Here is a 23,341-nt window from a genome sequence, read left to right on the forward strand (position 1 = left end):
ACCCGCCACGCATGATCGCCGATAATAAATAGACGACCGGGGAGGCTTGGATGAGGTGGGTTCTGCGTGGGATCGGCGCCTTGCTGGCGCTCGTGGTGCTGGCGGCCGCGACGCTGATCGTCATCGATCGCGCCAGCTTGCCCAAGGCGCCGGATCGCCAGGTCCTGCTGGACAAGGCCAAGGCCTATGACGTCCGCATCCGCCGCGACGACTGGGGCGTGCCGCACATCCTGGGGCGCACGGACGCCGACGCCGCCTTCGGCTTGGCCTACGCCCAGAGCGAGGACGACTTCGCCACCCTGCAGGACGTGGTGCTGGCCACGCGGGGCGTCCTGGCCCGCAGCAAGGGCGTCAAGGCCGCGCCGACCGACTATGTCGCCGCCCTGCTCGACGTCTGGCCGACCGTCGACAAGCACTATGCCGAGCTGCCGGCCGACCTGCGCAAGCTGATGGAGGCCTATGCCGACGGGGTCAGCGTCTATGCCGCCAAGCACCCCGAGCAGGTCAAGCCGGGCTTCCTGCCGCTGACGGGAAAGGATGTTCAGGCCGGCTTCGTCTTCAAGCAGCCGTTCTTCTACGGCCTGGACGGAGAGCTGCGCCGCTTGACGGCTCCGGCCACGAAAGGAACACCGCCGAAGGGCTCCAACGGCCTGGCCACCGCGCCCTCGCGCAGCGTCGATGGCGCCACGCGCCTGCTGGTCAATTCGCACCAGCCCTATACCGGCCCGGTCGCCTGGTACGAGGCCGTGGTCGAGAGCGGTCAGGGCTGGCATGTGGCCGGCGGCTTCTTCCCCGGCGCGCCGTTCATGTTGCACGGCCACAACGCCACCCTGGGCTGGGCCAATACGGTCTCCAAGCCGGACCTGGTCGACATCTATCGGCTGACGATCAACCCCGCGAACAAGAACCAGTACCGCCTGGACGGCCAGTGGAAGGACTTCGACAAGCGCTATGTCACCCTGCGCGTGAAGCTGCTGGGGGCGATCGTCCTGCCGGTGAAGAAGGCGGTGCTGCGCTCGGTCCACGGGCCGGTGCTGGAGACCGATCACGGCGTCTTCGCCGTCCGCTATGCCGGGATGGGCGAATGGCGCCAGCCGCTGCAGTACTGGCGCCTGAACCGGGCCCGGACCATGGACGAGTGGCGGGCGGCCATCGCCACCCACGCCATTCCCAGCCTGAACTACGTCTATGCCGACGCGGCCGGGAACATCGGCTTCGTCCACAACGGCCAGTATCCGAACCGCACCGTCGCCGCCGACTGGGCCGGGATCTTGCCCGGCGACCGCTCCGACCTTGTCTGGAACGGCTATCGCCCGGTCGACCAGAGCCCGCAGCTGTGGAATCCGAAGTCGGGCCTGGTGTTCAACTCCAACAACACGCCGTTCCGGGCCAGCGAAGACGCCGACAACCTCAAGCCCGCCGACTTCCCGGCCTCGATGGGCCTGCAGAGCAACATGACCAACCGCGCCTGGCGGGCGCTGGAGACCTTCGGGACCGACCACGCCATCACCGACGCCAGCTTCCGGACCCACAAGTTCGACGTGGCGTTCAGCGACCGCTCCAGCGTCATGGCGATGGTCCGCGAGGTGCTGGCGGTCGATCCCAAGGGCGACGCCGACCTCGCCAAGGCCCAGGCCATCCTTCGCACCTGGGACAAGAAGGCCGACGTCCACGATCGCGGCGCGGCCCTGGCGGCTCTGATGACCCAGACCATCCTGTTCGCCCGCTCCAACGGCGATCCGGCCCCGCCGCCGATCGACAGCCTGCGCGCGGCGATCACCACGCTGAAAACCCACTTCGGCCGGCTCGACCCCGAGTGGGGCGAGGTCAACCGCATCCGGCGCGGAACCGTGAACCTGCCCATCGACGGCGCGGCCGACACCTATCGCTCGGTGTGGGGCACGCCCCAGGACGACGGCACCACCACGGCCGACGGGGGCGACACCTTCGTGATGTTCGTGACCTGGGACAAAGCCGGGACGCTCCATTCGGAGAGCATCCACCAGTTCGGCTCGGCCACCTTGGACGCCAAGTCGCCCCACTACGCCGACCAGACCCCGCTCTTCGTGGCCATGAAAACCAAGCCGGTCTGGTTCACCGAGGAACAGCTGAAGGGACACGTAAAGGTGGACTATCGCCCCGGAGACCGTTGATCGCTAAAAAGCTTCGCTGTTCAGGCGCCGTTCAGTTGGGAGACGGCTAGCTCGGTTTCGACAACGAACTCCAGGTGGGGAATTCTGATGCGCAAGACCTTCGGCCTGATGGCCTTATCCGTGTCCGTCCTGACGCTGGCCGGGGCCGCCTCGGCCCAGGCGCCGAGCTGGAACGGCCAGTACGACGAACCGCCGCGCGGTTCCTATACGCGCTCGTGCCGCGAGATCACCGCCTACAACGGTCAGGTCTGGGCCCTGTGCCAGACGGGACGCGGCAGCTGGAACTGGACAAGCGCCCGCACCCGCGACTGCGGCAGCCAGGGCCTGGAGAACCGTGACGGTCGCCTGCAATGCGTCGGCTGGAGCGGCGGCGGCGGTGGCGGCGGCGGCGGCTGGAACAATGGCGGCAACAATGGCGGCGGCTGGAACAATGGCGGCGGCGGCCGTCCCGGCGGTGGCGGTGGCGGTGGCGGTGGCGTCGTGATGTTCGAGGATCCCCACTATCAGGGTCGCCCCTACGAGGTGATCGGCGACATGCCGGACCTCGGCGCGGTCAAGTTCAACGACAAGGCGTCGTCCATCCAGATCGGCCGCGGCGGCCGGTGGGAGATCTGCGAACACGCCAACTACCAGGGCCGCTGCAGCCGCCTCGACGCTGACCAGGCGATCCTGCCGCGCGAATGGAACGACCAGATCAGCTCGATCCGCAAAGTCCGCTAAGGAGATCTTCCCATGCGCAAGTCCGCTTTCCTGATCATCTGCGGGTCCATCGCCCTGATGGCCGGCGGCGCGGTCGCTCAGGACCGCCACTACGACCGCGACCGTCGCGACGGCTATGATCGACGTGACGACCGTCGCGACGGCCGCTGGGGCGGTGAGGTCGTCCTGTTCGAGCACGACGGCTTCCGCGGCGAGGCCCGTCCGCTACGCGGCGACGAGCCGGACCTGTCGCGCCTCGGCTTCAATGACCGCGTCTCGTCGATGCGCCTTCAGCGCGGGTCGTGGGAATTCTGCGAGCACGCCTACTATCAGGGCAAATGCTGGCGCTACGACTACGATACGGCGAGCCTGCCCAAGAAGCAGAACGACCGCTACAGCTCGGTCCGCCGCGTCCGCTGAGCATGAGCCGCCGCGCCGAGCTCTTGAAGCTCGGCGCGCGCCATGGCTAAGGTCCCGCCGCCTAACAGGTGGAGCTTACATTCATGCGCAAGATCATCGTCCTCGCCGCCGCCGCGGCCGCCTTGCTGGTTTCGGCTTGCAACACCATCGAAGGCGCGGGGCGCGACGTATCGGCCGCCGGTAAAGCCGTCGCCGGCGCCGCGCGCGACGCCAAGAACTAGAAGGCTCTAGGCGTCTTCCTCACGCGACGTCTCCGCGCCGATCGCTCGCTTCTCATGCGCGGCGACGGCGCCTTCGGGCGCGTGACGGACGGCGTGCTCGGCCTTCGAAGCGGCGGCCCCCTTTCGCGGCGGCGTCGCCTCTTCGGGGGGCTCGGGATGCTGGATCGCCATCTGGGCTCTCGCCTTCTTGAGTTCCGACGATCAACGTAGAAGCATCCGACGAGTTCCATAGACCTCAGATCGAGGATCCAGGATCCAGGAACGCCGGTCTAAAAACATCCTTCATTAACCAGGATCGATCGATAAGTTCGAACGGACATCGTTTGCACGGCTTGACCTAGGTCAAATCTGAAACTGGGTTGACCGTTACTTACCGACACCATGGACAAAACGTCGCCGTGCGACGGCAGGTCGCCCTTTTCTTGCCGCGCTCGAAGGCGCATATGAGCGCCATGTCCGAGTTCCCACCAGCGTCCCCGCCCGCTTCCCCCCTGCTTACCGGCCTCAAGCGCGGCCTGCTGCACCGTTGCCCCAACTGCGGCGACGGTCGCCTGTACATGCGCTATCTGAAGGTCGATCCCGAGTGCGAGGCCTGCGGCCACGAGCTGGCGTGCTATCCGGCCGACGACGGCCCGGCCTATTTCACGATCCTGCTGATCGGTCACCTGGTCGTGGCCCCGCTGTTGTTCTTCCGTTGGATCTGGGAGGCATCACCCATGCTGGTCGCGCCCCTGACCCTTATCCCGCTGGCCGCGCTCACCCTGCTCCTGCTGCCTCGGGTGAAGGGCGGCGTGATCGGCGCGCTATGGGCATTCCGCATGCGCAAGGCTGGGGACACGCCCGCCTAGCGCCGGGAAAAACGCGAGATCTTGACGCCCGGCGGGAACCAAACCGCGCGGAACCGACAAGCGCCGCCGCGAATTCCGAGAGCATGACCCCAGCGGCGCCGTGGTGGCGAACGCGGGCTTCAAGGACTTTCGGACCATGCTTGGCACGATCCTCATCATCATCTTGATCCTGGCCCTGATCGGCGCTCTGCCGACCTGGGGCCACAGCCGTTCGTGGGGCTATTTCCCCAGCGGGGGCCTGGGCCTGATCCTGGTCATCCTGATCATTCTGGTCCTGCTCGGTCGGATCTAGCTTAGCCCCTTTGCCCTAGAACGGCGTTCGCCTAATCTCCCCCTCCGAAACGGGTGGGGAGATTACATGACGGCGACCGCCGAGGCCGCGCGCCTCTCGCCTCTGGCTCGGGCCAAGGCCATTCTAGGCGGCTCCGCCGGCAACCTGGTCGAATGGTACGACTGGTTCGCCTACGCTGCCTTCACCCTCTATTTCGCGCCCGCCTTCTTCCCCAAGGGCGACCAGACCGTGCAGCTGTTGCAGGCCGCGGCTGTGTTTTTCCTCGGCTTCGTCGCCCGACCGATCGGCGCCTGGCTGATGGGGATGTACGCCGACCACGCCGGTCGCCGCGCGGCCCTGTCGGCCTCGGTGGCCCTGATGTGCGGCGGCGCGCTGATCATCGCCCTCACGCCCGGCTTCGCGACCATCGGCCTCTGGGCCCCGGCCATTCTGCTGTTCGCGCGCGTCCTGCAAGGCCTGTCGGTGGGCGGCGAATACGGGGCCAGCGCCACCTATATGAGCGAGATGGCCGGCAAGGCCCGCCGGGGCTTCTGGTCCAGCTTCCACTACGTGACCCTGATCGCCGGCCAGTTGCTGGCCCTGGGCGTCCTGATCGTGCTGCAGCGCTGCCTGCCCGAGGCCGACCTGAAGGCGTGGGGCTGGCGCGTGCCCTTCGTGATCGGCGCCCTGCTGGCCGTGGTCGTCTTCTGGATCCGGCGAGGCCTGGACGAGAGCATCGCCTTCAAGCGGCCCGCCCAGCGCGAAACCCTGTCGCGCGGCCAGGTCGCCAGCGCCGCCGCCCTCCTGGCGCTGACCGTGATCGCCGGCGTCGCGGGCGTCACCACCGGTCCCTGGGCCCGGCCCGGCCAGATCGCCGCGGCGGTGTTCCTGGTGCTGTTCTTCGTCTCGCTGATCGTGCCGCTGATCCGTCGCCACCCGCGCGAGAGCCTGCTGATCATGGGCCTGACGGCCGGCGGCTCGCTGACCTTCTATGTCTACACGACCTACATGCAGAAGTTCCTGGTCAACACGGCCGGCTTCACCAAGGCCCAGGCCTCGGAAGTCAGCGCGCTCAGCCTGATCGGCTTCATGCTGGCCCAGCCCCTGGCCGGCTGGCTCTCGGACAAGTTCGGCCGCAAGCCGATGCTGATTCTGGCCTTCGGCGGGGGCGCCCTCACGATCTGGCCGATCATGACCGGCATCAGCCACGCCACCTCGGTGACCGGCGCCCTGTGGCTGATCCTGGCCGGCATGGCTTTCCAGTCCTGCTACACCTCGATCAGCGCCGTGGTGAAGGCCGAGATGTTTCCGGCCGAGATCCGCGCCCTGGGCGTCGCCCTGCCCTACGCCCTGGCCAATGTGCTGTTCGGCGGAACGGCCGAAATGGCGGCCCTGGCCTTCAAGCACGGCGGCATCGAAAGCACCTTCTACATCTATGTCGCCGGCGTGATGACCTTGGGCCTGATCTGCTCGATCATCCTGAAGGACACCGGCCGCAACAGTCTCATTCACGAGGACTAGCATGGCGGCCGAACGTCAGCGGTTCGCGGCCCGCCGTGCGCCCAATGAAAGAAACTAAGCCGGTTTTCCGACTCTTCGCGTCGGTCTAGATTTCGCCCATGCAACTGCTCGACATCATCGTCCTGTCCGTCTTCGCCGCCTGCTGGCTGCTGTACGAGCCCATGCTCAAGCGGCTGGGCAAGGGCGGCGGCGTGCTGAACGCCGACATGACCGTGATCCGCCGTCGCTGGATGCAGGAGATGGCGGTGCGGGAAATCGCCCTGCTGGACGGCCAGCTGCTGGGCCACGCGATCAACTCGGCCAGTTTCTTCGCCTCGTCGAACCTGATCCTGATCGCCGCGGCGGGCAGCATGCTGTTCGGCGGCGACAGCGCCTGGAAGAGCGTCGAGGGCCTGACCGTCCTGGCCAAGACCACGCCGATGATGTTCCAGATCAAGCTGGGCCTCGTTCTGGTGGCCCTGGCCCGCGGCCTGCTCGACTTCATCTGGGCGATCCGCCAGATGAACTACTGCGTGGCCGCGATCGGCGCCGCGCCGATGTGGGCTCCGCCCCCGGTGCTGGCTGAATATGCCGAAGCCACCGGAGGCATCCTCAATCCGGCCCTGTCGGCCTTCAACGCCGGCGTCCGCGCCTACTATTTCGCCCTGGCCGCCGCTGTCTGGCTGCTGGGCCCGATACCCTTCCTGGTGGCCACCGCCGGAGCCATGGCCCTGCTGCTCTGGCGCCAACGCCGCAGCAGCGCCTCAGCCGCCGTGCGCAAGGTTCGCCAGATCCTGGAGCGCCAGCCCGTGGTCCACGGCCCACACCTCACGGCCCTGAACCGAGAACCGCCGGAAGATCGCATCTAGGAAACCGGAGTGGAGGAACGCAGCCCCGAGGGCGGCGTTCATAGGCCGCCAACAGCAAGACCCCAAATGCAATAAGCCCCGCCGGTGACTCGGTCTCCGGCGGGGCTAATGGGAAGTCTTGTGGGTAGACAACACCTTCATACCTTAACCGGCCGGGGTGTGCAACCACTCTGCTACGAGAATCCGACATTTCGTCGTGAATTCAAACTGCAACTTCCGCTATTGCGACAGGGCCGTCAGATTCTCGCGCCCGCCGTAGAAATATCGGACCCCGATCGAGGCCGCCGGGAAGCGCATCGGAGACTCTTCAATTTATAGAGTTCTCCAAAGCAGGTTTACTGCGCGATCCGCTAATCCAGCATCAAGGCCTAAACATTGATTTTTTGACCGCACTTTCCGGCAGCCTTCAAACTACACTTCTCAAGGCTTAAACTACGCCAGAAAGCGTTTGAAGATTTGGCGATCACTCTCCATCCAGGTGAGAATCGTTACCAGACGATTCACGATCCGATAGCGGCGCTCAGCGAGTTCCGTCAGCCCGGCTCTCGCTAAGCGCGTGCGTTTCGGGCGCCCTAGATCCCCAGCGCCGTCCAGAGCGGCAGGATTCTATTACCCCATTCCTCGGCCTGCAGCTTGAGCTCGGCCAGATTGTCGTCGCCCTTCAGAGGCGCGCCGTCCTTGACCAACGCTTGGTTCAGCGCCGACAGGTGCTTCCACGCGAAGCTGGCCCAATCCGCCGGCGTCTTGCCGCCGCTCTGCTTGCTGAGCCAGAAGAGTTGCTGGAAACGCGGCGCCGAGATGCCGCCGCCAAACAGCGGCGAGGCGAAATAGGCGATGTCGCCGACCGACAGCGACCGCTGCGCGATCGCGGTGTTCAGGGCGTGGACCCGCGGCTTGGCCGTCTCGAAATGCTGGGCCGGCGCGACTGACTGGATGACGCCCAGACCCAACAGGATGGTCACGGCCGAGGTCAGCTTGCCGAAATTGATGTCCTTGCCGGCGAGGTGGGCCTCCAGCTCCGCGATCGAATGGGGCTTATGGTCCAGGAGGAACTCGTAGATCGGGTCGTAGACGGCGTCGACCAGTCCCGCCTCGCGGCCTGGGCCGCGCACCTTCTTGGGCAGGCTCTCCTTGCTGGCGGTCAGGACGATGCGTTCCTCGCGCAGGGCCGCCAGCTGCTCGTGCCCTGTCATGTTGCGCACGCCGCGGATCCAGTAGTCGCGACGGAACTGCTGATTGGTGCAGAAGTCGCGCAGGGTTTCACGCAGCGACAGATCGGGAACGGCCTGGATGAACTCGGCCTGTTTGGCGCTCATGCTCAGATCGTAGAGATGATCGAGAACGTGGGCCGAAGCGGCGAAGCCGACCTTGGCGTCGCCAAGCCAGTTCTCCAGGTCCGAGAAGTACATCGGGTCCCAGTCCCGGTTCATGTACTCGTGGGCCAGGTACTTCCGGTCCTGCCCCTTGATCTGCTTGAACCGCTCCATTGCGGCGGCATTGAGCCGCGCATAGGCGGGTTCGAGTTCGAAGAACTTCTCGATAAACCCGAGGGCGGCGTCGGTGGTGGAGATGATGCCCGCCCCCGACGAGCCCATGACGTCGGCATGGCGCTTCATCAGATGGCGGATGGGGGCGTGGGCGGCCCAGCCGGGATTGGTGTTGTAGGAGATGTACAGCACGCCGCCCGGACGCAGCTTGCGACGAACGAAATCGACCAACACGCTGCGGTTCTCGTCGGAGATCCAGGTCCAGATGCCGTGCAGGCCGATGAAGTCGAAGTCCGGCAGATCCTTGCGATTGCAGAACTCGGCGAAGGCTTCGTCATAGAGCTTGGCGTCCGCGCCGGACAGCCGGACCAGCTCCGAAGCGAACGCCGCCTGGGACGGGTTGAAGTCGGTGCCATACCAGTTGACGCCGGGCTGCGAGGCGGCGTGGATCGCCACCGAAAGCCCCTGGCCGAAGCCCAGCTCGCAGGCATTCTCGATCTTCGGCGCGTGCTGACCGACCAGCAGCAAGGGCAACCGGCAGCGGAGCGGGCTGAGCTCCCCATAGTAGCCGAAGGTGTAGTTCACGTCGGTGACGTAGCCGGCATTCCACTCAGTCGACACGAAGCCCTCATTCTCGGCGCAGGAAGGGTTGCATTGCTGCATTGAAACGCCCGCCCTGACAAGTTCGCGGAACGTGTTCGCGGAACGGGCCCGGACGCCTTTCCGATGGCGCTCGCTCATAGCAAATCGCTATAGGTCGACGGCTCGCCGCGATCGGCGCGTGATTCCGCATGCCCGACCGCCCATGACGTCCAAACTTCTCGCGCTATGGCGAACTCTGCCGGCTCCGGTGCGTCGGGCGGCCCACCTGACCGTCGGCGCGCCCGGCGCGGCGTTTGAGGCCCTGGCCGGGACTCTGGACCGCGCGGCGAAGGCCCACGCGGAGCGCTCGGCCCAGTCGCGGGCGCGGCGACGGGCCAGGCGCGGGAATCTGCCACCGACCCTTCCGATCACCATCATCGGCTTCCACGGCGCCATTCACGGCCTGGGAGAAGGCGCCCGCATGCTGGCCCGTGGCTTCGCCGACGCCGGCCTGCCCACGCGGGCCGTGGACCTCTCGGCCCAGGTCGGTTTCCCGATCGAGCTGCCGGCCGTCTTCCCGCCCCCGGCCGCCGGCGAACGCGGCGTGGTGATCTCGCACATCAATCCTCCCGAACTGCTGCGCTGGGCGCGCGAGACCGAGGGGCGCGGCCTCGAGGGTCGGCGGCACATCGGCTACTGGGCCTGGGAGCTGGAAGACGCCCCCGCCGAATGGGCGCCGGCCTTCGATCTGGTGGACGAGGTCTGGACCCCGTCGGCCTTCGCCGCCGACGCCGTCCGCAAGATCGCTCCGGCCCGGGTAAAGGTCTCGCCGGTCCCCTACCCCCTCTATCTGAATCCGCGCCCGGCGGCGGATCGCGCCCGTTTCGACCTGCCCGACGACCGGGTGGTGGTGCTGATGGCCTTCGACCTGCGCTCCACCGCCCACCGCAAGAACCCTCGCGCCAGCCTGCGCGCCTTCCAGAAGGCCCAGGCGACGGCGAACCGCCCCGCCCTGCTGCTCTGCAAGGTCGTGGGGGCCGAGCTCTATCCCGAGACCTTCGAGGCCTTGCGGATCGACGTCGCCGACGATCCCGCCATCCGGCTGATGGCCCAGAACCTGTCGGCTGAGGACATGGCGATCCTGACGGCCAGCGCCGACATCGTCCTGTCTCTGCACCGCTCCGAGGGCTACGGCCTGCTGCTGGCGGAGGCGATGTGGCTGGGCAAGCCGACCCTGGCCACCGGCTGGTCCTCGAACGTCGAGTTCACGGACCCGGCCTCGGGCTTGCTGGTCGACTTCACCCTGGTCCGGGTGGAACGCGACGGCGCCATCTATCGCGCCGGACGCTGGGCCGACGCTGATGTCGACGACGCCGCCGTCAAGCTGGCCCGGCTGATCGCCGACGAGGCCCGACGCAAGGAAATGGCGGCTGCGACTAAACGCAACCGCCATGTCTCGTTCGATAGAGAAGCCTGGCTACGGATGATCCGCGGCCTGCTGCCGCTGACTTAGGGCTTCGGGGCCGTCGTCACCGGCGCGTCGCTCAGGGCCGGAAGATCCAGGATCGACTGGGGCGCCTCAACCTTGTCGGCCGACACCGGCCTGGCCGGCAGTTCCGAGGACGGCGGCCGGATCGGCGTCGTATCGCCGGCCTTGGGCTTGCGGGCCTTCATCGGCGGCACGAGCGGCGCGGCGATGTGGTCCAGCGTCAGAGCGACCAGATCCGTCGGCAGCATGCCCTTGTAGCGGACCTTCTTGAAGTGCCGCTCGGGATCATAGGGCTGGACGCCCGGCGCCAGGTTGCCGACTTCCAACGTGCCGACCTGGGCCAGCAGTTGCACCCGGCCGACATATTCGTTGGCGCGGCCACGCACGAAGTTGATCTGGGCGTTCTGCAGTTCGGCCTGGGCGTTCAGCACCTCGATGGTGCTGCGCAGGGCGAAGCGTTCTTCCTCGCGCACGCCGTAGAAGGCGATCGTGTCGGCCTTCATTTCCTCTTCAAGGCTGACCAGCGAGGTTCGCGCCGAGATCAGTTGATCCCAGTCCTGCGAGACGTTGAGCACCATGGTGCGGCGCGCGTCCTCGATCAGGAGCTTGTCGCGGTTGTTTTCCTCGACCGACTGGCGGACGGCCGCGGCCAGTTGACCGCCGGAGAAGAGCGGCTGGCTCAGCGTCACGCCGGCGCTCACCGAGCTCTCGCGGAACGGTTCCTTGGCCGATGTCGAAGCGCTGGGACCATTGCGGTAGTCGGCGCGCGCGCTGATCGAGAACAGGCGCTGGGCCTTGGCTTCGGAGACGCCCAGGCGCGAGGCCTTCTCGGTATACAGCGCGCTCAGCAGAACGGGATTGGACTCCTCGGCGATGTTGAACGCTTCGTCGAGGGTCTTGGGCAGGTCGTCGATGTCGGGCTCGGGCTCGAGCGTATCCGGCAGGTGACCGACAAGCGAGGCGTAGAAGGCGACGCTGACATTGAGCTGGGCCTGGGCGTTGGTCAGCTGGGTGGTGGCGCCCGCGAGGCGCGCCTTGGCCTGCTGGACGTCGGTCAGGGTGACCTGACGGACGCTGTACTTGTCCTGGGTGTCCTGCAACTGCTTGCGCAGCCAGGCCTCGCCGCCCTGGGCGATCCGGAATACTTCGCGGTCGCGACGGACCGAGACATAGGCGTTGGTGACGCGAACCAGCAGGTCCATCTCCAGCCGGCGCAGGCTTTCGCGCGAGGCGCGGATCTGGGCTTCGACACCGCCCAGCCGCGAGGCGTAGCGGCCGTTGCTGTAGATGATCTGGCTGATCGAGAGCTGGTTCGTCTGGCTCGCGGCTTCCGAACCCCTCACACGGCCGTTCAGCTTGCTCCAGCCGTAGTTTTCCGAGACCGAGGCGCTGGCCTGAGGACCATAGACCGCGCGGGCCTGAGCATAGTTCTCGTCCAGGGCGCGCATCGCCGCGCGCTGGGCCTGGATGTTGGGATTGGTCTGATAGGCCGCGGTGATCGCGTCGGCCAGGGTCTCGGCGTGCGCGCGTTCGGCATGACCGGACATGGCCATGGCGAGCGCCAAGGCGATTACGGACGTCCGAAGGGACAAGACTTTCGACAGCACTCGCATATCCTAAACCTGGGCGGACTTGGCCATAACGCGGCCTTCAACCCAATCTTTGTGGCTTAATCAAGAAGACGGCGGACCGTCTCTTCCCATGTGACGTTCTTATCGCGCCAGAGCTTTCGCGCCGCGCCTCCCAGCGATATCGCCCGCGCCTTGTCCGACGTCAAACGATCAAGCGCCTGGGCCAGGGCCTCCGGCGTCGGTTCGGCGACCGCGCCGGTGTCCGTGCTGACGATCTCCAGCAGACCGCCGGCGTCGGTGACGGTCAGCATGGGCTTGCCCGCGGCGAAGGCTTCCATGGTCACATAGCCCACGCTGTCCTCGTCGAAGGGCAGGTAGGCGCAGGCCAGGGCGCCGTTGGCCCACCGGGCGATGTCCGCGCGCGGGTGGAAACCGAAGCGCAGATCGACGCGATCCTTCAGGTCCAGATCCTCGACCAGCTTGGTCAGGCGATCGGCATAGGCCTGGTTTTCCGGCGGCCCGGCGATGACCAAACGCGGGCCGTTCGGCAGCAGGGCCAGAGCCTCGATCAGCAGATGCTGGCGCTTGCCCGCCGCCACCCGGCCGCCGGCGAAGACATAGTCGCCATAGTCGCCGCCGGTGAACAACTCGCCGTCGTTCAGCGGCGGGTACAGGACCTCGCTACCGACGCCGTTGAACTTCATCAGGCGGTTCTGGGTGACCGGCGAGTTGCAGTAGATCTTGCTGCACTCGGCGAAGCAGGCGTTATCGGCCGCGCGGATCGCCGCCTTCACCGCCCTGCCCGTGTCGTCGAAGTCGAGGTGGCTCTGGCCGGCCTCGGAGAGATCATAGGCCTGGCGGAACTGATGCAGCAGCCACAGGACCTTGTCCTGGTGCGGGACCAGATAGGCCGGAAACTTCAGGCCGATGACGCGGTCGACATTGTAAAGCCGCATGCCCTTGGAGATCAGCATCTCCTCGATCAGGCGCTCGGCCGGCTCCCAGGTGAAAGGGATGCGAACCAGTTCGGACTGGACGCCGGGCGTGGCGTTCAGGCGACGGACCAGGTGGTCGGCCAGTTCCTCCGCGCCCCCGCGCTGGAACGGGGCGGCGTTGTTGACGACGAGCACCTTCATGCGGTCAGCCGCTCCACGACGGTGCTCCAGTCGATCTTCATTTCGGCCAGGCGGTTCAGGGACGCGGTCCCCATCTTGGCCACGCCCTTCTTGTCGGCGTGCAGACGGTCGAACTGCTCGGCCAGGGCCTTGGCGTCCGGCTCGCTGATCAGGCCGTTGCGACCGTGCTCGACCAGTTCCAGCACGCCGCCCGAGTCGGTGGTGGTGATGATCGGCTTGCGGGCGTGAGCGCCTTCCAGGGACGGGTAGCCGTAGCTGTCCTCGTCCTTGGGCAGGTAGGCGATGGCCAGAGCCTCCTTCAGCATCTGCGCCTTCTCGTCCTCGCTGATCCAGCGGTCTTCGAGAATGACGCGATCCTCGACGCCAAGGTCCTTGGTCATCTGGACCAGCTGGCGGCCGTATTCCGGGCTCGACGCCGTGCCGGCGAGACGCAGCTTCACGCCGGTCTTCACATGCTGCATGGCCTGGATCATCAGGGCCTGGCGCTTGTGCGGCTCCAGGCGCGAGATGGCGACGATCTCGTCGCCATAGCCCGTGTGGCTGAAGCGCTCGGGCTGGTAGATCGGCGGATACAGCGGCGTGGCGTCCAGGCCGTTGAACTTCTTGAGACGGTCGGCGACCACCTGGGAATTGGTGAACACCGCCCGGGACTCGGCGATCGAGCGCGTGTCGAGGGCGCGCAGGTTATCGCGGACGGCGCGCATGTTGGCGTCATCCGGCATGCCGCGATAGGGCGTGTCCCACAGGTCGTAGAAGGTGCGGATGTGGTGGATGAACCACAGCACCTTGTTCGGGTGCTCCACCACATAGGCCGGCGGCCGGAAACAGATGACCCGGTCGCACCACTCGGTCAGGTCCATCATCCGCCAGGCGGCGATCTGGTGCAGGATCTCGTTCGGATCGTCGACGAACGGCAGATAGAACCGTTCGACCTCATGGCCGGCCTCGAGCAGCTTCTCCTCGAGCCACTCGACGATGAAGCGCGCCCCGCCGTTGATGAACGGTACGATCGAGGACAGCAGGACGATGCGCATCGGCTAGACCAGCACCTGGTCGAGCGCGGCGACGACACGGTCGATGTCGGCCTCGGTCAGGCCCGCGTGGGTGGGCAGGTTCAGGCCATCGGCGCCGCAGCGCTCGGCATTGGTCAGGTCGCCGCTCGCCAGATGGGCATAGGGCGGCATGACGTGCATCGGGTGGAACACCGGACGGCTCTCGACGCCCAGGGCGTCCAGGTCCTTGATCACCTGGTCGCGCGAGACGGCCAGGCCCTCGCCCAGACGCACGGTGTACATCCAGAACACATGGCGGCCGGTGTCCTCGACGTGCGGCTTGATCACCCGGTTGCCCAGGCGCGCCAGTTTTTCCTCGTACCAGGCCACGACCTGCTCGCGGGCGGCCAGGTGGGTGTCGACCCGTTCCAGCTGGGCCAGGCCGATGGCGGCCTGGATGTTGGTCATGCGGTAGTTGAAGCCGACGACCGGGAACCAGTAGCGGCGGTTCGGATCCATGCCCTGGCTGCGATACAGGCGCATGACCCGGGCCAGTTCGTCGTCATTCGTCGTGATCATCCCGCCTTCGCCGGTGGTGATGATCTTGTTGCCGAAGAAGCTGAACGTGGCGCAGTCGCCCAGCGAGCCGGACATCTTGCCCTTGTAGGTCGCGCCGACGGCCTCGGCCGCGTCCTCGATGACCATCAGGCCATGCTTCCTGGCGATCTCCAGGATCGGATCCATGTCGGCCACCTGGCCATACAGGTGCACGGGCATGATCGCCTTGGTGCGCGGCGTGATCTTGGCCTCGATCAGGGCCGGATCGACATTGAAGGTGCGCGGGTCGTTGTCGACCAGCACGACCGTGCCGCCGCAGTAGGTCACCGCGTTGCACGAGGCGATGTAGGTCAGGCTGGGGATGATCACCTCATCCCCGGGGCCGATTCCCATGGCCACCAGGGCCAGGTGGAGGGCCGTAGTGCCGTTGTTGCAGGTAATGGCGTGCTTGACGCCACAATAGTCGGCGAAGGCCTTCTCGAAGTCCGTGATGAAGCGGCCGGCCGACGAGATCCACGTCGAGTCCAGGCACTCCAGCACATAGTCGCGCTCATTGCCGTCGAGGCTGGGGGCGGCGACGGAAATACGCGGAAGACTGGTCAAGAACGCTCTCCTTTGATCCTGGCGGGCACCCCGATGGCCACGACCGCGTCCGGAAGGTCACGGACCACGGCGCCGCCGGCGCCGACGATGGTGTCCGCCCCGATCGTCACGCCGGGGATGACCCGCGCGCCGACGCCGAGGAAGGTCCGCTCGCCGACGGTCACGCCGCCGGCCAGGGCCGAGGCCGGACCAAGATGGCAGGCCGCGCCCAGGTCACAGTCGTGATCCACGACCGCGCCGGTATTGATGATGGATAGATCGCCGACCCGGCTGTCGGCATTGATCGCCACGCCGGCCATGATCGCCACGCCCTCGCCGATCCGCGCCGACGGCGAGACGATCGCCGAAGGGTGGATGGCGTTGACGAGGGTGAAGCCGAGACCCTGGGCCTTGCGTCCCAGTTTCTCACGCAGCCGGTTGTCGCCGATCGCGACGAACAGTTCGGAAAACCCCTGCCCTTTCAGGCCGGGCAAGGCCAGGTCGTCACCGACCACCGGGACGCCCAGGACCTCGCGCGGGGTCGGATCGGCGTCGATGATCGCCGCCACCGTCTTGCCGGAGGCCCGCAGGCTTTCGATGACCACCTTGGCGTGGCCGCCGCCGCCGATGATGACGACGCCCCCGATATCGAGGGTTGGGCTCATCAGTTCCTGGACCGGCGAGCGAGATCGGCCTCGACCATCTCGGCGATCAGCTCTTGCATGGTGATCTTGGGCTCCCAGCCCAATTTCTCCTTGGCCTTGGTCGGGTCGCCCAGCAGCAGTTCGACTTCGGCGGGGCGCAGAAACTTCGGATTGATGGTGATGTGGTCCTGATAGTTCAGGCCGACGGTGGCGAAGGCCACCTCGCACATCTCGCGGACCGTCCAGGTCTTGCCGGTGGCGACCACGTAGTCGTCCGGCGTCTCCTGCTGCAGCATCATCCACATGGCCTCGACGTAGTCCTTGGCGTGGCCCCAGTCGCGCTTGGCGTCCAGGTTGCCCAGGTCGACGGTCTTCTGCTGGCCCAGCTTGATGGCCGCCACGGCGTCGGTGACCTTGCGGGTCACGAATTCGATGCCCCGCAGCGGGCTCTCGTGGTTGAACAGGATGCCCGCCGAGGCGTGCATGCCGAAGCTCTCGCGATAGTTCACCGTCATCCAGTGGGCGTACATCTTGGCCACGGCGTACGGCGAGCGCGGATAGAACGGGGTCTTCTCGGACTGGATCGGGTGCTGCACCAGGCCGTACATCTCGGACGACGAGGCCTGATAGAAGCGGGCCTGCGGGCATTCCAGGCGCACGGCTTCCAGCATGTTGGTCGTGCCCAGGCCGGTGACCGAGCCTGTCAGGTGGGGCTGGTCCCACGAAGCGCCCACGAAGCTCTGGGCGGCCAGGTTGTAGACTTCGTCAGGCTGCAGGCGGCGCACCAGGCGCGACAGGCCGCCCGGATCCAGCAGGTCGCCCAGTTCGAGCTGAACGTCGTCATAGACGCCGATCCAGCGCAGACGATCACCGATCACGTCGGCCGAGGCCGAGCGACGCAGCATGCCGTGGACGTTGTAGCCCTTCTCCAGCAGCAGCTTGGCGAGGTACGCCCCGTCCTGACCGGTGACCCCGGTGATCAAAGCCGTCTTCGCCACGCTCTCATCGACTCCAGTAAGAAAGAAAGGCTCTGACTACACTATTGGAAGCGATTGGAAAGCGGCGCCGACGACATTTCGCTGGTCGATCGCCGCTTTCCGAAAAGCGTTGTAAATCAGGCGTTTGAAATCGCCTGCCCTACTCCTCGCGCATGGTGGTGCGCAGGGTGTCGCGCAGCGGCGAGAACAGGTACTGCAGCATCGTCCGGTTGCTCGTCGGCACGAAGACCTGAGCGGGCATGCCGGCGGTCACCTTCGAGCGCAGTTCGGGCGGCAGCTGCTTGATATCCACGGTCACGATACCGAGGAAGTAGACAACCTTGCCCTCCGGATCGCTCAGGCGGTCACCCGAGATCGAGACGATCTTGCCGTTCAGGATCGGGATTTCACGCGAGTGGAAGGCCGGCAGACGCACCTCGGTGACCATCCCCGGACGGATGTTGTCCACGTCGGTGGGCTGGAAGTGGGCCTGGATGACGAGGGCGTCGCTATCCGGCGCGATCTCGACCATCGGCTCGGCCGGACGGATGACCGCGCCTTCGGTGAAGAAGCGCAGGTTCTGGGCGGTGCCGCTGACCGGCGCCCGGACGGTGATCCGGCGCTGGGCGTCGGACGCCACGACTTCCTTCTCGGTCACCTCGGCCAGCTTCACCCGGGTCTCGGCGATGGCCTGGCTGACCTCTTCGTAGAACTGCTGCTTGACCTGACGGATCTTCAGCTGGGTTTCGCTCAGGCCTTGCGTCGCCTTGGCGCGGTCGGCCGCCAGGCGGCCGATGCTGCCCGACAGCGAGGCCTGCTCACGCTCCAGCGCCAGCAGGCGCGGACGCGGCACCAGGCCCTTGTCGTAGATCTTGCGGACGTCGCCCAACTCGTCCTGGATGAAGCCGAGCTGGCTCTTCAGGCTTTCGGTCTGACGATCGATGCCCTGGATCTCGCTCTGGAACTGGTCGCGCTGAGCGTTGAACAGATCGACCTGGCCGGAGATCGTCCGCCGGCGCTCGTAGAACTGGGACTCTTCGTCGGCCAGGGCGCGAGCCACCACCGGATCGGCCCGCTGGCTGACGAGATCGGCCGGGAAACTGACCGTCGCCCGTTGGTCGCGCTCGGCCAGCAGCCGGGCTTCCATGGCCTTCAACGTCACGTACTGGCTACGCGTGATGCCGGCGGCGGCGTCGACCTGAGTCGCGTCCAGTTCGAACAGGACCTGGCCGGCCTTAACGCGCTGGCCTTCGTGGACCAGGATCTTGCTGAGAATCCCGCCCTCAAGGTGCTGAACCGTCTTGCGGCTGCCCTCGGCCGAAACGATGCCCTGAGCGATCACGGCGCTGCCGAGCGGCGCGAACGCCGCCCAACCCAGACACCCGACGAAGGTGAAGAGGATAATCGCGTAGCCAATGCGGGCCACGCGTTTGTAGTTGTCCGTGGGACGTTGGATCTTCGGGGGCTGCATATTTTTCGGCCTAAGAGGCGCGCCCGAAGGGCGGCCGTTGGAACTCGGTCAGCGGATCAGTGAGCACTCGGGATCGGCGCCGGCGGCGTCGGGGGCGGCATCGCTCCCGTCAGCTTGGCCAGCATCGGGTCGCGCTCGCCGAAGTCGGAGATCACACCCTGGTTGATGACCATGATGTAGTCGGCCTGAGCCAGGAGATTGAGCTTGTGCGTGGTGTAGATGACCGTCCGCTTGGCAGCCTTGAGGCCCTTGAAGGCCTCGACCAGGGCGGCTTCGCCCGATTGGTCCAGGCTGGCGTTCGGCTCGTCCAGCACCAGCAGGGCCGGCAAGCGGAACACGGCGCGCGCCAGGGCGATCCGTTGACGTTGACCGCCCGACAGCGAGGCGCCGCCTTCACCGATCGGCGTGTCGTAGCCGCCCGGCAGGGTCTGGATCATCTCGTGGACGCCGGCCAGCTTGGCCGCGTCGATGACGTCCTGGGACTCGTACTCGGTGAAGCGGGCGATGTTCTGCGCCACCGTGCCGGTGAACAGCTCGATGTCCTGCGGCAGGTAGCCGACGTGACGACCCAGCTTCTCCGGATCCCATTGCTTGATGTCATAGCCGTCCAGGCGGACGACGCCCGCGACGCACGGCCAGACACCGACGAGGCCGCGCATCAGCGAGGACTTGCCCGCCGCGCTGGGACCGACGATGGCCAGCGAAGTGCCAACGTCGACGCGGAAGCTGATCTGACGGGCCGTCGGGGTTTGCGCGCCGGGAGGCGTGATCGAGGCGGCTTCGCACGACAGGACGCCACGCGGATCCGGCAGCGGCATGTGTTCCGCGGTCGAGGACTGCTCGCGCAGCATGGTTTGCAGACGGTCCCAAGCGCCACGAGCGCCGAGCAGGCCTTTCCATTGGCCAACCGCGCCTTCGATCGGCGCGAGGGCGCGACCGACGAGGATCGAGCCGGCGATCATCGAACCCGGCGAGATCTTGCCCTGGATGGCGAGATAGGCGCCGCCACCGAGGATCAAAGTCTGGACGATTTGACGGAAGACCTTGATGCCCGACATCACGGCGCCGCCGGAGTCGCTGGCGGCGGCCTGCCAGGCCACCTGCTCGTCACGACGCACGCGCCAGCGGGTTTGCAGGCCGCCCCACATGCCCATGGCCTTCATGACCTCGGCGTTGCGCAGCGTCGAGCTGGCGTCGTTCTGGGCGGCGATCGAGGCCATGGTGGCCATGCCCAGCGGGGTCTTGGTCGCGCGATCGTTCATGACCGCGAGAACGAAGATGATGATGCAGCTGATGATCGCCAGGATCCCGAAGAACGGGTGCAGGAACCACGAGACCACGATGAACACCGGCGTCCAGGGCGCGTCGCAGAACGCGATCAGGCCCGAGGTCATGAATTCGCGGACCTGGTCCATGTCGCGGAACGCCTGACCGCCCGCGCCACGGCGCGTGAGGGTCGAGTCGAGCACCGACTTGAAGATGGGATCGCGCGCCTTGGCGTCGAACTTGAGGCCGCCGCGCACCAGGACCTGGGTCCGCAGCGCTTCCAGGAAGCCATAAACAACGAACAGGAAGACGCAGATGAGCGTCAGGGCGACCAAAGTCATCACGTTCCGGCTGGACAGCACGCGGTCATAGACCTGCAGCATGTACATCGGGCTGACGAGCGCCAGGATGTTGATGAAGAAGCTGAAGACCATGGCGGTGATTACCGCCGGCTTCGTCACGCTTACGGCCTGATCCAGAATGGTAGGCTTGGCGCCAGAGCGATTGAACAGCATTTCGAGCCTTAACGACTACACGTGACGCGCGTATCTGTCACCCCGACAGGACATTGGCGACGCCCCGGCCGCGCGACGGAGGCAGCGGTGGCTTGCTAAATCACTTTCCGTGTTCAAACGCAAGGCCACCAATACTCCGCCCTATTCCCGCCGCCGATAAGTAACCCGTCAGTTGTGAAGCCTTTCGCCTTAAGGGAAAAGTGTATCAAAACCTGAAATAACAAGGCCAAAATGCGGCGAAACTCATGGCCTTTGAATTTCTCTTCAACGCCGCAAGATAAAACATGGCCACCGGCCGGCTTTTGAAGTTCCCCAAAGGATTCGAAATCCGGGACCGACAGCCGATCTAGTTCGCCATCGACTCAACCCACTGCAACTGCCGGGGCAGGCACACGGTGTCGAGATCGTAGCGAGTCTGGGCGAAACGCCGCGCCGCCTCCCCCAGACGCGATCGGGCCGCCGAATCCGCCAATAGACCGCAGACCTCGTCCGCCAACCGGGCGACATCGAAGAAGTCCGTGAGGCGTCCCGTCTCGTCATGGACGATCGCCTCGCGCACCGGCTGGGTGTCGCTGGCGACGATCGCGCAGCCCGCGCTCATGGCCTCGAGCAGGCTCCAACTGAGCACGAACGGGTAGGTCAGGTAGACATGGACCCGCGACAGCTGCAGCAGCGGGATGAAGTGCTTGTAGGCGATGTTCCCCAGGAAATGGACGCGGGCCCAATCCTCGTTGGAAACGCGAGGCCGGACTTCGTCGATGAAGATGTCCTTCCAGCTCGCCCCGGCCGGCGCCTTGGCCCCATAGCTGACCCCATCGCCACCGACGATCAGCACCCGCGCCTGGGGTCGCCGCTTCAGGATCTCCGGCAGCGCCCGCAGGAAGACGTGATAGCCGCGATAGGGCTCGAGGTTGCGATTGACGAAGGTGATGATCTCATCATCCCGCGTCAGGGTCAGGTCGCCGTTCAGGGTCAGGCTGGCCGCTGGATCGGGCGCGATCGCGTTGGTGTCGATACCGTCGTGGATGACGCTGATCCGGCCGCGGAACGGTTCGGGGAAGGTGCTGGCCTGCCAGTGCGTCGGGCTGATTCCCGCGTCCGCGGCCTGGAAGTGCATGAGACTGTTGAGGTTCTTCAGGCGCAGCCGGCAGGCGTCTCCGGGATCGGCGACGAGGAATTCCGGATCGAAACCGACGTCCGCCCCGGTCGGGGCATAGAAGAACTCGCAGTAGACGCCCAGCCGGGCCCGCGGCCAGACTTCCTTGAGGAACAGGCTTTCACCCCACCCCGGATGGGCGATGATCACGTCGGGCGAGAAGCCTTCGGCCTTCAGCGCCAGGGCGGCGCGGAAACAGGCCTCGCCCCGGATGGTCTTGGTCTCGAAGTCGGCCAGCCACGGATGCACCCCGGGGGTCGTCCCGCGCTTCGTCGCATAAGGATAGAGTCTGACGCCGCGCCATTCGGCGACCCCGACCTTCTGGGTGGTCATCGCCACCACCGTATGCCCGTCGCGCGCCAGGGCCGGCGCCAGCGACTTGAACTGGCCGGGGAAGTTCTGGTGGATGATGAGGATGTTCATGGGCGCGATCGGCCGCCGGCGCGAAGCGGCCTCAGAGCTCGCTGTCCCAGGGATTATCCACCGGGCGCGTATAGGGAACGTCCAGAACGTCCTTCGCTCGGAAGAGTGGCGCGCCCCTGCGGATGAACAGGCTGGTGACCGAGACGAATGACTGGAAGCTCTTCAGGCCCGCGAACGGGATCTCCTGATAGCCGTGCTCAGCCAGGATCTTGGCCCCGTTGCGGTACCATTCGGCGTTGTCCAGCACGACATAGTCCGGAAGCTGGTCGGCCGAGACGCGGGACACCAGGCTGCGGATGAACTTCGTCCGCTTGCCGGCGAAATCGATCAGCAGCCACTGGGCGGCGGGCAGTTCGAAATCCAACGCCTCGATCTGCTCCACGGGCAGGCCGGTCAGCGAGACGTTCGGCGCGATCCGGGGACGCAGCTGCTCAAGCCAGTTGGCGTCGGTCTCGTACGAATGGACGGCCTTGAACGCCTTCTGGAAGTAGAGCGTGGACTGTCCGCTGCCCAGCTCGACGATCGCGTGGTCGGAGAGGTCCTGGCAGCTCAGGAAGTCCAGGAACGACAGCGTCAGCAGCGGCCGAGGCTCAGTTCCGAACTCCAGCCCGCCCTTCTGGAAATAGCCCTGGCTCTCCAGCACCGACATGGCGACGCCGATCAGCTTGCCGGCGCTGCTCAGGTGGATATTGGCCGAGTGCTGCAGGATTTCCGGCGGGGCCTTGCGACGGTCGAACTCGAAATAGCTGTGTTGCATGATCAGCTCGCGAACCGTCGGAACAGCATGTGGAAGGCCTCGCCCTGGCGCAGGCTCATGACCTTGGGAAAGCCTTCCAGGCGCTCGCATTCCAGGTTCAGCGCCCGCAGCTTCGTCAGCGCCTGGCGCACGTCGTTGTCCTGGATCCAGGACTGGAACCAGCCCACGCACGAGGTGCGCTCGCCGCGCGTCACGGGTGTCACCTGGTGCAGCATGCCGGTGGGATAGAGGATCATCTCGCCCAGTTCGAGGCGAATGCTCTGCAGCGTTTCGCCCTCGTAGAACTGCAGTTCGCCGCCCTCGTAGGCGTCGGACCGGCTGAGCGCAATGGTGAAGCTGAAGTCGGTCCGGCAGCGGCGGCCGACGGCGTTCATGGTCGAATTGTCGACGTGCCAGCCATAGGTCTCGCCGGGCCCGTAGCTGTTGATCATCAAGCCGACCACGTATTTCGGGAAGGCCTGAACGTGGACCAGAGCGCTGGTCAGCAGGAACTCTTCGATCTGCGAGAGGACGGCGGCGCCGCCGTTCTCATGGGTCATCTGCCTGTTGTTCTTGATGTCCTTGGCCTTGCCGGTGGCCGAGATCTTGCCGTCGATATAACCGACCTCGCCGGCCTGCCGGGCCCAGCCCAGCGCCGTATCCGCGTCGAACAACTTGAACCGTGCATAGGTCATCGACCCGCGCTTCCCCATGACTCAACCCGGGACCATCAAGCGCATTCGTCCAGGCAGTTCAATCCGAAACGAGCGTGAAA

At 66.0% G+C, this 23,341-nt stretch carries 22 protein-coding genes; 9 read left to right on the plus strand and 13 right to left on the minus strand.

What is annotated here, in order from left to right; translation table 11 throughout:
* Positions 1-50: 50 nt before the first annotated feature.
* From AC1RRV_RS05260 to AC1RRV_RS05275, 4 genes are all read left to right on the plus strand, one after another.
* Complete coding sequence (locus AC1RRV_RS05260) at positions 51-2,153, plus strand: acylase (RefSeq protein ID WP_492858526.1); 2,103 nt, start codon at positions 51-53, stop codon at positions 2,151-2,153.
* Between the two features lie 87 nt (positions 2,154-2,240).
* Positions 2,241-2,873 carry a beta/gamma crystallin-related protein gene (locus AC1RRV_RS05265; RefSeq protein WP_492858527.1) on the plus strand — a complete coding sequence of 211 codons (633 nt, stop codon included), beginning with the start codon at positions 2,241-2,243 and terminating at the stop codon, positions 2,871-2,873.
* Positions 2,874-2,885: 12 nt separating this feature from the next.
* Positions 2,886-3,272 carry a beta/gamma crystallin-related protein gene (locus AC1RRV_RS05270; RefSeq protein ID WP_492858528.1) on the plus strand — a complete coding sequence of 129 codons (387 nt, stop codon included), beginning with the start codon at positions 2,886-2,888 and terminating at the stop codon, positions 3,270-3,272.
* An 83-nt stretch (positions 3,273-3,355) separates the two neighbouring features.
* Positions 3,356-3,493: an entericidin A/B family lipoprotein gene (locus tag AC1RRV_RS05275; RefSeq protein ID WP_492858529.1), complete on the plus strand. Its 138-nt coding sequence runs from the start codon at positions 3,356-3,358 to the stop codon at positions 3,491-3,493.
* Positions 3,494-3,499: 6 nt separating this feature from the next.
* Here the strand turns inward: AC1RRV_RS05275 and AC1RRV_RS05280 are convergent, their stop codons facing one another.
* Positions 3,500-3,664 carry a hypothetical protein gene (locus AC1RRV_RS05280; RefSeq protein ID WP_492858530.1) on the minus strand — a complete coding sequence of 55 codons (165 nt, stop codon included), beginning with the start codon at positions 3,662-3,664 and terminating at the stop codon, positions 3,500-3,502.
* A 272-nt stretch (positions 3,665-3,936) separates the two neighbouring features.
* On the opposite strand from AC1RRV_RS05280, the gene AC1RRV_RS05285 reads away from it, so the two are divergent.
* The 4 genes from AC1RRV_RS05285 to AC1RRV_RS05300 all read left to right on the plus strand — a co-directional run bounded on the left by AC1RRV_RS05285 (position 3,937) and on the right by AC1RRV_RS05300 (position 6,981).
* On the plus strand, positions 3,937-4,341 hold the full coding sequence (locus tag AC1RRV_RS05285; protein WP_492858531.1) for a DUF983 domain-containing protein: 405 nt from the start codon (positions 3,937-3,939) through the stop codon (positions 4,339-4,341).
* Between the two features lie 136 nt (positions 4,342-4,477).
* Entirely contained in the window at positions 4,478-4,633 is a 156-nt protein-coding gene (locus AC1RRV_RS05290; protein WP_165185512.1) for a DUF3309 family protein, read from the plus strand.
* A gap of 66 nt (positions 4,634-4,699) precedes the next feature.
* Positions 4,700-6,133 carry an MFS transporter gene (locus AC1RRV_RS05295; RefSeq protein WP_492858532.1) on the plus strand — a complete coding sequence of 478 codons (1,434 nt, stop codon included), beginning with the start codon at positions 4,700-4,702 and terminating at the stop codon, positions 6,131-6,133.
* Between the two features lie 98 nt (positions 6,134-6,231).
* Positions 6,232-6,981, plus strand: a complete 750-nt coding sequence (locus AC1RRV_RS05300) for a DUF599 domain-containing protein (protein ID WP_492858534.1) — start codon at positions 6,232-6,234, stop codon at positions 6,979-6,981.
* Between the two features lie 572 nt (positions 6,982-7,553).
* Here AC1RRV_RS05300 and AC1RRV_RS05305 read toward each other — a convergent pair.
* On the minus strand, positions 7,554-9,089 hold the full coding sequence (locus AC1RRV_RS05305) for a methyltransferase regulatory domain-containing protein (protein WP_492858535.1): 1,536 nt from the start codon (positions 9,087-9,089) through the stop codon (positions 7,554-7,556).
* 184 nt (positions 9,090-9,273) lie between these two features.
* On the opposite strand from AC1RRV_RS05305, the gene AC1RRV_RS05310 reads away from it, so the two are divergent.
* Positions 9,274-10,563 (plus strand): glycosyltransferase, encoded by a 1,290-nt coding sequence (locus AC1RRV_RS05310; RefSeq protein ID WP_492858536.1) that lies wholly within the window; start codon positions 9,274-9,276, stop codon positions 10,561-10,563.
* Here AC1RRV_RS05310 and AC1RRV_RS05315 read toward each other — a convergent pair.
* The 11 genes from AC1RRV_RS05315 to AC1RRV_RS05365 all read right to left on the minus strand — a co-directional run bounded on the left by AC1RRV_RS05315 (position 10,560) and on the right by AC1RRV_RS05365 (position 23,261).
* Complete coding sequence (locus AC1RRV_RS05315; protein ID WP_492858537.1) at positions 10,560-12,152, minus strand: TolC family outer membrane protein; 1,593 nt, start codon at positions 12,150-12,152, stop codon at positions 10,560-10,562. The genes AC1RRV_RS05310 and AC1RRV_RS05315 overlap by 4 nt on opposite strands.
* A 56-nt stretch (positions 12,153-12,208) precedes the next feature.
* Positions 12,209-13,246, minus strand: coding sequence for a glycosyltransferase family 4 protein (locus AC1RRV_RS05320; protein WP_492858538.1), 1,038 nt, complete (start codon positions 13,244-13,246; stop codon positions 12,209-12,211).
* Positions 13,243-14,280 (minus strand): glycosyltransferase family 4 protein, encoded by a 1,038-nt coding sequence (locus AC1RRV_RS05325; protein WP_492858539.1) that lies wholly within the window; start codon positions 14,278-14,280, stop codon positions 13,243-13,245. Before AC1RRV_RS05325 ends, AC1RRV_RS05320 begins: the two co-directional genes overlap by 4 nt.
* A gap of 3 nt (positions 14,281-14,283) precedes the next feature.
* Positions 14,284-15,399: a DegT/DnrJ/EryC1/StrS family aminotransferase gene (locus tag AC1RRV_RS05330; RefSeq protein WP_492858540.1), complete on the minus strand. Its 1,116-nt coding sequence runs from the start codon at positions 15,397-15,399 to the stop codon at positions 14,284-14,286.
* Positions 15,396-16,043, minus strand: a complete 648-nt coding sequence (locus AC1RRV_RS05335; RefSeq protein ID WP_492858541.1) for an acetyltransferase — start codon at positions 16,041-16,043, stop codon at positions 15,396-15,398. The genes AC1RRV_RS05330 and AC1RRV_RS05335 overlap by 4 nt, the downstream gene beginning before the upstream one ends.
* Positions 16,043-17,020: a GDP-mannose 4,6-dehydratase gene (gene gmd, locus AC1RRV_RS05340; protein WP_492858542.1), complete on the minus strand. Its 978-nt coding sequence runs from the start codon at positions 17,018-17,020 to the stop codon at positions 16,043-16,045. Before gmd ends, AC1RRV_RS05335 begins: the two co-directional genes overlap by 1 nt.
* 139 nt (positions 17,021-17,159) lie before the next feature.
* Entirely contained in the window at positions 17,160-18,470 is a 1,311-nt protein-coding gene (locus tag AC1RRV_RS05345) for an HlyD family type I secretion periplasmic adaptor subunit (protein WP_492858543.1), read from the minus strand.
* A gap of 56 nt (positions 18,471-18,526) precedes the next feature.
* Entirely contained in the window at positions 18,527-20,248 is a 1,722-nt protein-coding gene (locus AC1RRV_RS05350; protein ID WP_492858661.1) for a type I secretion system permease/ATPase, read from the minus strand.
* A 349-nt stretch (positions 20,249-20,597) separates the two neighbouring features.
* Positions 20,598-21,830 (minus strand): glycosyltransferase family 4 protein, encoded by a 1,233-nt coding sequence (locus AC1RRV_RS05355; protein WP_492858545.1) that lies wholly within the window; start codon positions 21,828-21,830, stop codon positions 20,598-20,600.
* Between the two features lie 31 nt (positions 21,831-21,861).
* A complete protein-coding gene (locus tag AC1RRV_RS05360) occupies positions 21,862-22,587 on the minus strand; it encodes a hypothetical protein (protein ID WP_492858546.1) in 726 nt (241 codons plus the stop codon).
* Positions 22,588-22,589: 2 nt separating this feature from the next.
* Positions 22,590-23,261 (minus strand): Fe2+-dependent dioxygenase, encoded by a 672-nt coding sequence (locus AC1RRV_RS05365; protein ID WP_492858548.1) that lies wholly within the window; start codon positions 23,259-23,261, stop codon positions 22,590-22,592.
* Positions 23,262-23,341 lie beyond the last annotated feature (80 nt).

The organism is Caulobacter sp. GW821-FHT11E10 (assembly GCF_058808375.1).